This window comes from Rhodocaloribacter litoris, assembly GCF_011682235.2.
Lineage (GTDB): Bacteria > Bacteroidota > Rhodothermia > Rhodothermales > ISCAR-4553 > Rhodocaloribacter > Rhodocaloribacter litoris.
On sequence record NZ_CP076718.1, the window covers coordinates 3,732,032 to 3,743,724 of the forward strand.

The following is an 11,693-nucleotide window of genomic DNA, read 5'->3' on the forward strand; positions in this document are numbered from 1 at the left end:
TCCGCGACCTCCTCCGAACCTCCTCCCGGTGCCGGGGTTAAAGCCCGCTCGACAGGCAACCTGCCCGCGAGCCAACCCCGGATCGTGCCGCCTGCGTGCGGCATCCGGCGTGTACGCGCCGGTCATCGCTCTGAACAAGGCGGGAGCCCCTCCGCTCTCGCCTTGTGCTTTCTTCTGGTGTGCGTATGAAAGGCAAGGCGCAGCCCGCTCCCTTCCCGAAGTTTCAAAAGACGGTCCTGGCCAACGGCGTGCGCGTCGTGAGCGAGACCATCCCGTCGGTGCGGTCCGTCTCGGTCGGCATCTGGGTCTTCACCGGAAGCCGGGACGAGGCGGCCTCCGAGAGTGGCATCAGCCATTTCATCGAGCACATGGTCTTCAAAGGAACGGCCCACCGGCGCATGCACCAGATCGCCCAGCGCATGGAGGCCGTCGGCGGGTACCTGAATGCCTTCACGGGCAAGGAGTACACCTGCTACTACGCCCGGGCCCTCGACGAGCACCTCGACCGCGCCGTCGACACGGTGTGCGACCTCGTGCTCCATCCCACCTTCCCCGAACGGGAGCTGGAAAAGGAGAAGGACGTGGTGCTCGAAGAGATGAAGATGTACGAGGACACGCCCGAGGATTTCGTCTTCGACCGCTTCGAGGCGGCCCTCTATGGCCGGCATCCGATGGGCCGGCCCGTCATCGGCTTCCCGGAGACGGTGACCTCGTTCACGCGCGAGCAGCTCTTCCACTACCTCCACACCCACTACACCCCCGACCGCATGGTGGTGGCCGTGGCCGGGCACGTGGACCACGACCGCCTCGTGCGGTACGTCGAGAAAGCCTTCGCCCGTGCCGAACGGGGGCCGGCCGCCTTCGAACGCCAGCCGGTCAACGGCTATGCCCCCACCCATCTCGTCGAAGAGCGGGCCATGCATCAGGCCCACCTCGTCATCGGCCTGCCGGCCTACGACGTGCATCACCCGCGCCGGGCCGCGCTCTCCGTCCTCAACACCATCCTCGGCGGCGGCATGTCCAGCCGGCTCAACCAGAACATCCGGGAAAAGTACGGCTATTGCTACAACATCTACTCCTTCCTCAACCTGCACTCGGACACGGGGGACTTCGGGGTGTACATGGGCACGGACGAGACCAAGGTGGAGCGGGCCCGGAAGCTCATCTTCCGGGAGCTTGATCGCCTCGCCCAGCATCCCGTGAGCCGGCGGACCCTCACCCAGGCCGTCAGCCAGGTCAAGGGCTCCATCATGCTCGGGCTCGAAAGCATGGGCAGCCGGATGATGCGCCTCGGAAGGCAGGAACTCTACTACGGCCGCTATTTCTCCCTCGACGAGATCCTCGAACAGGTGGACGCCGTCACGCGCGAGGACGTGCTGGAGGTGGCCCAGGAGCTCTTCGACCCCGAGCGCTTCTCCAGCGCCGTCCTCCTGCCCGGCAAGCCCCGCTGAGACCGGCTCCCCCCTGCAAACCTTCATCCCAGACCGCATGACCATGAAGCACAAGATCCTCGTCACCGGTGGGGCCGGGTTCATCGGCTCGCACGTGGCCGACGCCTTCCGCGCGGAGGGACACGAGGTCCACGTGATGGACGACTTCTCGGGCGGGCGGGAGGAAAACGTGCCCGAAGGCGCCGTCGTGCATCGCCTGGACATCCGCTCGGACGAGGCCGCCGCCGTGGTGCGCCGGGAACGCTACGACGTGCTGTGCCACCATGCCGCCCAGATGGACGTCCGCCGGTCCGTGGCCGACCCCCGCTTCGACGCCGACGTGAACCTGCTGGGCTTTCTCAACCTCATGGAGGCCGGGCGGGAACACGGGCTGAAAAAAGTGATCTTCGCCTCCACCGGCGGTGCCATCTACGGCGAGCCGGACTACGTCCCGCAGGACGAGGCCCACCCGCTCCGGCCGCTCTCCCCCTACGGCATCACCAAGCTCTGTACGGAAAAGTACCTCTTCTTCTACCGGGCGCAGTACGGCATCGACTACGTGTCGCTGCGGTACGCGAACGTCTATGGCCCGCGCCAGAACCCCCACGGGGAAGCCGGCGTCGTAGCGATCTTCACGGAGCGGATGCTCGCCGGCCGCGCACCCGTCATCAACGGCGACGGCCTGCAGACACGGGACTACGTGTATGTGGGCGACGTCGTGCGGGCCAACCTGGCCGCTCTCGCCTATGACGGTTCCGGCATCTTCAACGTCGGGACCGGGGTGGAGACGAACGTGGTGGAGCTGTTCCGTGCCCTGCGCGCCCTGATCGACCCGTCGGTGCCGGAACAGCACGCCCCCGCCAAGCCGGGTGAGCAGCGGCGCAGCGTCCTCGGCTACGCGCGGGCACGGCAAGAGCTGGACTGGACTCCGCAGGTGACGCTGGAGGAAGGCCTGCGCCGGACGGTCGAATGGTTCCGGAAACGCCGGGCCGCGTAGGGGACGGTTGCAGGTTCCGGCCCGGGGAGACGGCAACCCGGAACCTGGAAGCGGGAAACCCCATTCCCGCCCTGATCACGCCAGCGCAGACGAGCCCCGTGCGCGATGTATCGCGTCCATCTGCAACAGTTTGAAGGTCCGCTGGACCTGTTGCTCTTCTTCATCCGCCGGGATGAACTGGACATCTACGACATCCCCATCGCGCAGATCGCCGACGAGTTTCTCGCCTACGTGCGCCTGCTGGAGGAGATCGACCTCGACGGCGTCGGGGATTTCCTCTACATGGCGGCGCTGCTGATCGGCATCAAAGCGCGGATGCTGTTGCCGTCGCCGGAGGTGGACGAGGAGGGCGAGCCCCTCGATCCCCGGCGGGAACTCGTCGAGCGCCTGCTCGAATACATCCGGTTCAAGGAGGCGGCGCAGGCCCTGGCCGGCCGGCACGAGGTCCGCGCCGAGCTGTTCACGCGGGGACGGGCGGCAGAGGTGCGGGACGGCGAGCGCCCGGATCCCTCGGAAGCCTTGCTGGAGAACAGCGTCTACGACCTCGTTTCGGCCCTGCGGCGGATCCTGACCCGCCCGTCCGAGGAGCCCGTGCATCAGGTCCGGCGGGAGGAGTACACCATCGAGGAACAGTCGGCCTTCGTGCTCGCACAGGTGTTTTCGGGGCAGCGGGTGTCGTTCGTCCGGCTGGTGGCCGGTCGTACCCGGGCGTTCATCATCGCCACGTTTCTGGCCGTGCTCGAACTGGCCCGCCAGGGGCACCTGTCCCTCTATGTGGCCGCGACGGACGATTTTTATCTTGAGCGGTCCGGTCCGGTGCCCGCGGTCAACGGGGCGCCGGGCGGCGGCCACGAAACCGGGTGACCGGCCGGGGAAACCGAACCTTCGAAACGGATACGGCGCCGCCACACACAGCACGCACGGTGGAACATGGAGCACATGCCGAACGGGGTGGTCGAGGACGGAGAAGACGTACCGAGGGCACGCAGCCTGGAGCGGGTGTGCGAGGCCATGATTTTCGCCGCCGACGAGCCGCTGCCGGCCCGGCGGATCGCCGACGTGTATGCCGAGGTGACCGGCCTGCCCCGGCCGTCCGAGGAGGAGATTGCGGCGGCCGTGGCCCGGCTCAACGCGGCGTATGAGGACACCGAGCGCACGCTGCGCATCCACACGTGGGCGGGCGGCTTCCGGATGGCCACGGTGCCGGAGGTGGCCCCGTTCCTGCGGGCCCTCTTTGCCGGGCAGCAACCCCGGCGGCTCTCGCGCTCGCTCATGGAGACGCTCGCCGTCGTCGCCTACCGGCAACCCACCACCAAACCGGAGGTCGACTACGTGCGCGGCGTGGACTCCGACTATGCCCTCCGGCGCCTGCTCGAACTCAACCTGGTCGACGTCGTCGGCCGCAGCGAGGCCGTCGGGCGGCCGCTGCTCTACGGTACCACCCCCGCCTTCCTCGAACAGTTCGGTCTCCGAAGTCTCGATGAACTGCCGAACCTGCGCGAGGTTGAGGAGTTACTGAACGATCCGGCCTTCAACCGCGAACGGGCCCGCCTGTTGATGGAAAAAGGGCTTCTCGACGGTGCCGAAGCAGGGCAGACACCGACCGGAGAGAAAGACGAAGCCTCGGACGCCTGAGCCGGGGTTTTCTTGTATCAGCCGCTTTCGGAACCCGCCATGGCGAAGCCACGACGAAGCCGGCCTTCCGGACCGCCGTCCCGTACCCCGACGGTGGAGGGAATGCGCCTGAACCGGTACATCGCCCGGGCCGGCGTGTGCTCCCGCCGCAAGGCCGACGAGCTGATCCGGGCCGGGCGCGTGAAGGTCAACGGCGAGGTCGTCACCGAGCTGGGGGTGCGCCTCCACGAAGGCGACGAGGTGACGGTGGGCGGCCGGCGGATCTCCCCCCGCCCCTTCACCTACCTCCTGCTCAACAAACCCAAAGATACCCTCACCACCACCGACGACGAGCGGGGACGCACCACCGTGCTCGACCTCCTCGACCTGCCCCCGGAGGAACGGGACGCCCTCTTTCCCGTGGGACGCCTGGATCGCAACACCACCGGTGTGCTTTTGCTGACGAACGACGGCGAACTCGCGCACCGGCTGATGCACCCTCGCTACGGGGTCGAGAAGATTTACCGCGTGCGGACGAAGGAACCCGTCAAACCGCACGAGCTCGACCGGCTCCGGCAGGGCATCGAGCTCGAGGACGGCCTCGCCCGGGCAGACCGCGTGGCGTATGTGGCGCCGGACGCACCCCATGAGGTCGGGCTGATGATCCACGAGGGCCGCAACCGCCAGGTGCGCCGCATGTTCGAAGCACTCGGGCACGAGGTCGTCCAGCTCGAACGCGTGGCGTATGCGGGGCTGACCACCGCCGGCGTGCGCCGGGGACGGTGGCGACGGCTTCAGGAAAAGGAGGTGCGTCGGCTCTACCGCCTGGTGAAGCTCAAACCCTGAAACCGCGAACGATCCCCCGGGGGCGTTCAAACGTCAAACTTCGAGAAAAGGCAGAACGATGCAAACGCCGCTTACCCGTTCCGACAACGGAGCCGTCACGGACAAGATCTGGGGGGAAGGGCTGACCTACGACGATGTGCTCCTGGTGCCGGGCCGCTCCGCCGTGATGCCGCGCGAGGTCTCCATCGAAACCTGGCTCACCCGCAACATCCGGCTGAACGCTCCCCTCGTCTCGGCCGCCATGGACACCGTCACCGAGGCCCGGATGGCCATCGCCATCGCCCGGGAAGGGGGCGTCGGGGTGCTCCACAAGAACATGACCGTCGAGCGGCAGGCCGCCGAGGTGCGCCGCGTCAAGCGGAGCGAGAGCGGCATGATCCTCGACCCGATCACCCTCTCGCCGGACGACACGGTGCAGGCCGCCCGCGCCCAGATGGCCCGCTATTCCATCGGCGGCATCCCCATCGTGGACGCCGACAGGCGCCTCGTCGGGATCGTTACCAACCGGGACCTGCGCTTCCAGATGGATGGCTCCGCCCGCCTCGCCGACGTGATGACGAAGGACCACCTCGTCACGGCCCCCGTCGGCACGACCCTGGAAAAGGCGGAGGCGCTGCTGCAACAGCACAAGATCGAGAAGCTGCCGGTGGTGGACGAGGCGGGCCGCCTGCGCGGGCTCATCACGTTCAAGGACATCCAGAAGAAACGCCAGTTTCCGAACGCCTGTAAGGACGAACATGGGCGGCTCCGGGTGGGGGCCGCCGTCGGCGTGACGGCCGACGTGCTCGACCGCGTCGAGGCGCTCGTCGGGGCCGGCGTGGACTTCGTCGTGGTCGATACGGCCCACGGCCACTCCGAGGGCGTGCTCCGGACGGTCCGCCGCGTCCGCGAGCGCTTCCCGACGCTCGACCTCATCGCCGGCAACGTCGCCACGGCCGAGGCCACCGAAGACCTGATCGAAGCCGGCGTGGACGCCGTGAAGGTCGGCATAGGTCCCGGCTGCTTCGCCGCCGGCACCCGCGTGCTGATGGCCGACGCCACGTACAAGAACATCGAAGACATCCGCCCGGGCGACCGCGTGATCAACATGCACGGCCAGCCGGTCACCGTCCGGCGGGCCTGGTGTACGGGCATCCGGGAGGTCATGGCCGTCCGGCACACGGCCTCGTACCGCGAAACCATCGTGACACCGGATCACCGGTACTATGTCGGCGACCTGACTTCGGTGGCGGAATCCACCGTTGCCAGCAAGGGCTATGCGGCCGTGTTGCAAAAGACCACGAAACGGGGCGGCTCTAAACTTTCCTGGCAGGAGGTGGGGGCCGCCGAGCGCGTCACGTTCCTCCTCCCGGAGCGGATCCGGTTTGAACTGCCGGAACACTTTTCCATCGATTTGAAGGCGTTCGCCACACGCAAGGAGCGCCAACTGGACCGGTACCATACCCGGATCCCGGACAGTTACGAGCTGGGTTTCCTCTTCGGCACGTTCCTGGGCGACGGGCACGCCTTCATCGCCCCCTCACGCAACAGCGAGATCGGCCGTGTTTCCTGGTATTTCGGTTCGGAGGAATACGACCTGGCCGAGAAGCTTTCCGACTGTGTGGAGCAGGTCGTCGGGGTGCGTCCCCGGTGGGACGGCGGGAAGAAGAACGTCATCAGCCTGCATCTCTATTCCTTGCCCTGGGCACGGCTGCTGGCCTCTTTCGGCAAGCGGAACGAGAAGCACCTGCCGCCGGCGTATCTGTGCACCAACCCGGACTACCTGCAGGGGCTCCTCGACGGCCTGGTGGCGAGCGGCGGCCATGTAAGTGGCGATGGGCGGCTCTGTTTCCGCAACACCTCGCCCCGCCTGGTCGAGCTGTTCAACGTGCTCTGCTTCATGGTAACGGGCAGTTTCCCCAACAGCCGGACCGAGGCGGCCACGGCCGGTGGACTGGACGGGGTCGCGGAGGATCGGTGCCGGCCGAGCATGCGTTCCCGGCTCAACGTGTCGCATGCCCGGCGCCGGGTCCGGGGATTCCAGATCGTCAAGAAACTGGAGGCGCGGCGACTGGGGGTGGCGGTGCCGGTCTATGACATCGAGGTGGATTGCCCCACCCACAGCTTCATCGCCGACAACGCGATCGTGCACAACTCGATTTGCACCACCCGGATCGTGGCCGGCGTTGGCGTGCCGCAGCTCACGGCCGTGATGGAGTGTGCGCGGGCGGCCCGTCCGCACGGAATCCCCATCATCGCCGACGGCGGCATCAAGCACACGGGCGACATCCCGAAGGCGCTGGCCGCCGGGGCCAGCAGCGTCATGATCGGCGGGCTCTTTGCCCGCGTCGAGGAGAGCCCGGGCGAGACTATCCTGTTCGAAGGACGAAAGTACAAGAGCTATCGCGGCATGGGGTCGCTCGGGGCCATGCAGGCCGGCAGCAAGGACCGCTACTTTCAGGACGTGGAGGACGACATCAAGAAGCTCGTGCCCGAAGGCATCGAGGGACGCGTGCCCTACGGCGGCACCCTGCACGAGGTCGTCTACCAGATGCTCGGCGGCCTGCGGGCGGCGATGGGCTACTGTGGCTGTGCCACCATTGAGGAACTGTATGAGAAGGCCCGGTTCGTCCGCGTGACGCAGTCGGGCGTGCGCGAGAGCCACCCGCACAACGTCCACATCACGAAGGAGGCGCCGAACTATAGCTCCAAACCCTGGGATTGAGGAGGGGCATGGTGGGTCGTGTGAGGTCGCTCGCCTCCCCTGCGTCCCACGTGGTGCGCCACGCGTGATCAACCTGCTTCGGTGGGCGTCTCCGGGTAGGGGTAGAGGTGCGCGAGCCGGTGGGGATCGGTGCCGCGCAGGAAGTGGAGCCAGAGGCGCAGGTTGCGGAGCTGCTGCCGGAGTGCGCCGTGTGCCTCGAACCGCCGGGCCGCTGTCACGACGTGCTCGGGGCGGAAGCGGAACCCGCCGCGGCGGTGGAGGCGCCGGACGAGGTCGAGGTCTTCGAAGAGCGGCGCCTCGGAGAACCCGCCGAGGGCTTCGAAGACGGGGCGCCGGACGAACAGGCTCCGGTCGCCGAAGCAGATGGCGGGCCAGGGCAGCCGGGTGCAGAAGCCATAGAAGCGGAGCAGGGGGGTAGGGTGGTCGAAGGCCAGGCGGAAGGCGCCGGCCTCGGCGGACGGGTCGGCGAGGGTCTGCCGGATGAGGGCAAGGGCACCGGGTGGTGGGAGCGTATCGGCGTGCAGGAAGAAGAGCACCTCGCCCGAGGCCCGGGCCGCGCCGGCGTTCATCTGGCGTCCGCGCCCGCGCGGGCCGGTAAGCACCCGGGCGCCATGCCGCTCGGCCCGTGCGGTCGTGGCGTCCGTGGAGCCGCCGTCCACCACGAGGATCTCTTTGGGCTCAGTCTCCTGCGCCAGCGCTTCGAGCGTGCGCCCGATGTAGGCCGCCTCGTTGAGCGCCGGAATGACGACGGAAACGCGCATGGGGATGTTCGGACAGTCATGCCGCGTTCAACATCGAACGTGTAACGTTACACGTTCAACGTCAAACGTTACACGTTCAAACGGTTTTCAGTCTGTCTCCGGCACATCCGTTTCCGGGGGAGAGGGGCGGTGCGGGTCCACGACGCGGCGGGGCGGGGTCTCTTTCTCCTCGCGCACGTAGAGGGTGCGGCGCGGGAAGGGGATCTCGATGCCGAGCTCGTCGAAGGTGCGTTTCAGCATCAGCCGCAGGTCCCGCTCGGCCTGGAACTGCTCGCCGGGGATCACCTGCACCACGACCCGGACGTTGACCGACGACTCGCCGAAGCTCATGATCGCCTGCACGGTCGGCTTTTCCTCCTTGAGGATCTCGCGCCGCTCGGCGGCCCATTCGTTCGCCACCCGCTCGATGACCGGCAGGATGGTGTCGAGGTCCTGCTCGTAGGAGACGCCGACCTCGACGATCACCCGCGCAAAGTCGATGCTCCGGTTACCGAAGATGCGGAGCTCGCCGGCCGGGATCATGAGCACCTCGCCGTCGAACTTGCGCACCTTGATCAGTCGCACGCCGATGTGCTCGACCGTGCCGCTGTCGGCGCCGATCTTGACCATGTCGCCGACGTGGATGGTGTCGTCGAAGAGGAGGAAGATGCCGCTGATCATGTCCTTGACGAGCGTCTGGGCGCCGAAGCCGATGGCCAGGCCCGCGATGCCGGCCGTGGCGATGAGCGCGCCCACGTCCACCCGCAGTTCGCTCAGCATCATGATGATGGCGATGGGCCAGAGGATGTACCGCGCCGCCGAGGAGATCAGGTTGCCGATGGTCGTGGCGCGCTGGCGCCGGGGGTGCAGGGCGGGCAACTCCTCGAACCGGTGGATCCAGCGGCGCACCATCTTGTCGAGCAGGCGGATGGTGAGGAAGGTCAGGAAGAAGATGAGCAGGATGTGCAGCAGGTGGACCAGCAGGCCCACCCACAGCGCGGCATCCAGGAGGATCGCCTTCAGTTCGTCGACGAACGTGCCGAACGAGGCGGGGTCGGCGAGGCGGAGGAGCGTCGAGTCCGACCGGAGGTGTTCGATGAACGAGAGGGTATCGACGGCGGTGGTGTCCGGGGCGGCCTGCAGCGTGTCCGGCGCGGCCTGCCGGGGGATCATCCGGGTAAGGGGACTGACCTGGGGCATGGGAGCAGGGATAGAAGGAGGCAGGGGACTTCGGGATCGCTTACCGGTCTGCCTGCCGGATCTCGATCGGGGTCAGGGAGAGCGTCTCGTAGGGCATGTCAACGCCGGCGGCGGTCAGCGTCTCGAAGACGGCTTCCCGCAGGGCGAACCGTTTCTCCACATGGCGGCGCTCGTCACGGACCCAGGCTTGCAGCGACAGGGCTACATTGTAGTCGTTGAGGGCCGTGACCACCACCCGGGGAGGCGGGTCGTCGAGGTAGTCGGGGTCGTTGCGGACGAGCTCGAGCAGGAGCTGCCGCACCCGCCCGATGTTCTCCCGGTTGCCGACGGTCACCTCGACCTCGACGCGGAGGTGGGGGAAGTTGGTGTAGGAAGCCACCGTCGAGTTCAGGATTTCCGTGTTGGGAATGGCCAGCATCTTGCCATCGGGCGTGACGACGCGCGTAGAGCGCAGGGTAATGCGATCGACCCGTCCGTACTTGTCACCCACCTCGATCAGGTCCCCGAGGACGAAGGGCCGGTCCCAGAAAATGAACAGGCCGGAGATGGTGTTCGAGAGCGCGTCGCGGGCGGCGAAGCCGATCGTCAGCCCGGCGATGCCGAGGCTGGCCACCAGGGAGGCGGTGTTGATTCCGACGACGGCCAGCGCATGCACGAGGCCGAACAGCAGCAGGGCGTACTTCAAGACCGTCTCGACGAACGAGCGGGCCGTGGCATCGAGGTGGGTCCGGCGCAGAACCGGATCGAGCAGCCGGTTCAGCAGGCGCCAGAGCAGGTAAAAGGCCAGGAAGACGATGGCGGCCACGATCAGGTCGGCCGCGAGGGTCACCAGCTTCTCACCCAGCGTGGCGGGCTCGAAATAGGACCGGAGCCGGGCGAGAATGCCCGAAAGGAAGGCGTCCATGCGCGTGGACCACGGATTGGTGGAACGGGCGGCGTCAGAGCCAGCGCTTGCGGCGGAAATATACGACGAGGGCAAGCCCTACGCCGAGCATGAAGGCCATGACGAGCGGGTACCCGTACTTGAAGTGCAGTTCCGGCATGTAGTCGAAGTTCATGCCGTAGATGCCGGCAATGAACGTGAGCGGGATGAAGATCGTGCCCATGATGGTCAGAAACTTCATGACCTCGTTCATCCGGTTGCTCAGGCTCGAGAGGTAGAGGTCCATGAGTCCGGCCAGGATCTCACGGAGCGATTCGACGATGTCGATCACCTGGATGCTGTGGTCATAGGCATCCCGGAGGAAGGGCCGGGTTTCGTCCCGGATGAGGGGCGCCTCGATGCGTTCGAGGCCCAGAAAGAGCTCGCGCAGGGGCCAGACCGAACGGCGCATGAGGATCAGTTCGCGGCGCAGGTCGCGGATGTGTTGCTGGGTCGGCAGGGAGGGGTCGCGGAGGACGTCTTCCTCCAGCTCCTCGATACGCTCGCTGAGTTGCTCGAGGGCGACGAAGTAGTGGTCGACGATGACGTCGAGGAGGGCATAGGCCAGGTAGTCGGCACCGTTCCGCCGCAGGCGCCCGAGCCCGTTGCGCAGGCGGTGGCGGACGGGGTCCAGCACATCCCCGGGCCGTTCCTGAAACGAGAGGACGTAGCCCGTCCCCACGATCAGGCTCACCTGCTCCGCGTCGAGCTGTTGCCGGGCCGGGTTGAAGCGAAGCATCCGGACGACGATGAAGAGGTAGTCCTCGTAGGGCTCCACCTTCGGCCGCTGTTCCGTGCTGGCGATGTCCTCCTGAACGAGGGGGTGGAGGCCAAAGTGCTCACCGAGCCGGCGGATCACCTCCACGTCGTGCACCCCGTCCACGTTGATCCAGGTCACGGTGGGAGAGTCCCGGTAGGCGAGGACCTCGTCGACCCGGGAGAACGTGTGTTCCGCGAAGGTGTCGGGCCCGTAGTCGAACACCTGGAAGGTGACCGGTTCGGTTCGCTCTTCGAGCGGGACCAGGGTACCGGGCGGCAACCCGAGTTTCTTCGAGCGTTTTTTGAGGTAACGGGGCATGGCAACCGGAGAGGAGGATGAACGACGGGACGAGCGACCGGAAGGCCGGGCTTAAATTACGGGCGTTCGGGCTGAATCCCAATCCGGCCGGTGGAACCGGGGCCCGGGTATGGGGCCAGGGTCGCCTCGCTACGCCTGTCGGGGAATCAGGAGGGATAGGTG

10 protein-coding genes are annotated in these 11,693 nt (G+C 67.0%); 6 read left to right on the forward strand and 4 right to left on the reverse strand.

Annotated features, from left to right (window positions below; genetic code table 11):
• Positions 1-185: 185 nt before the first annotated feature.
• The 6 genes from GQ464_RS15470 to GQ464_RS19120 all read left to right on the forward strand — a co-directional run bounded on the left by GQ464_RS15470 (position 186) and on the right by GQ464_RS19120 (position 7,591).
• Positions 186-1,451, forward strand: coding sequence for a M16 family metallopeptidase (locus GQ464_RS15470; RefSeq protein WP_166977154.1), 1,266 nt, complete (start codon positions 186-188; stop codon positions 1,449-1,451).
• A gap of 43 nt (positions 1,452-1,494) precedes the next feature.
• Positions 1,495-2,427, forward strand: coding sequence for an NAD-dependent epimerase/dehydratase family protein (locus GQ464_RS15475; protein WP_166977152.1), 933 nt, complete (start codon positions 1,495-1,497; stop codon positions 2,425-2,427).
• Between the two features lie 105 nt (positions 2,428-2,532).
• Positions 2,533-3,291, forward strand: a complete 759-nt coding sequence (locus tag GQ464_RS15480; protein WP_166977150.1) for a segregation and condensation protein A — start codon at positions 2,533-2,535, stop codon at positions 3,289-3,291.
• A gap of 66 nt (positions 3,292-3,357) precedes the next feature.
• Entirely contained in the window at positions 3,358-4,062 is a 705-nt protein-coding gene (gene scpB, locus GQ464_RS15485) for an SMC-Scp complex subunit ScpB (RefSeq protein ID WP_228350347.1), read from the forward strand.
• Positions 4,063-4,101: 39 nt separating this feature from the next.
• On the forward strand, positions 4,102-4,887 hold the full coding sequence (locus GQ464_RS15490) for a pseudouridine synthase (protein WP_228350348.1): 786 nt from the start codon (positions 4,102-4,104) through the stop codon (positions 4,885-4,887).
• 58 nt (positions 4,888-4,945) lie between these two features.
• On the forward strand, positions 4,946-7,591 hold the full coding sequence (locus tag GQ464_RS19120) for an IMP dehydrogenase (RefSeq protein WP_228350349.1): 2,646 nt from the start codon (positions 4,946-4,948) through the stop codon (positions 7,589-7,591).
• A 68-nt stretch (positions 7,592-7,659) separates the two neighbouring features.
• On the opposite strand, the gene GQ464_RS15500 is transcribed toward GQ464_RS19120, so the two are convergent.
• The 4 genes from GQ464_RS15500 to corA form a co-directional block, all read right to left on the reverse strand.
• Positions 7,660-8,352, reverse strand: coding sequence for a TIGR04283 family arsenosugar biosynthesis glycosyltransferase (locus tag GQ464_RS15500; protein ID WP_166977148.1), 693 nt, complete (start codon positions 8,350-8,352; stop codon positions 7,660-7,662).
• 87 nt (positions 8,353-8,439) lie between these two features.
• Positions 8,440-9,531: a mechanosensitive ion channel family protein gene (locus tag GQ464_RS15505; protein ID WP_228350350.1), complete on the reverse strand. Its 1,092-nt coding sequence runs from the start codon at positions 9,529-9,531 to the stop codon at positions 8,440-8,442.
• Between the two features lie 40 nt (positions 9,532-9,571).
• Positions 9,572-10,435, reverse strand: coding sequence for a mechanosensitive ion channel family protein (locus GQ464_RS15510; RefSeq protein ID WP_166977146.1), 864 nt, complete (start codon positions 10,433-10,435; stop codon positions 9,572-9,574).
• A gap of 34 nt (positions 10,436-10,469) precedes the next feature.
• Positions 10,470-11,531 (reverse strand): magnesium/cobalt transporter CorA, encoded by a 1,062-nt coding sequence (corA, locus tag GQ464_RS15515; RefSeq protein ID WP_166977144.1) that lies wholly within the window; start codon positions 11,529-11,531, stop codon positions 10,470-10,472.
• Between the last annotated feature and the right edge of the window lie 162 nt (positions 11,532-11,693).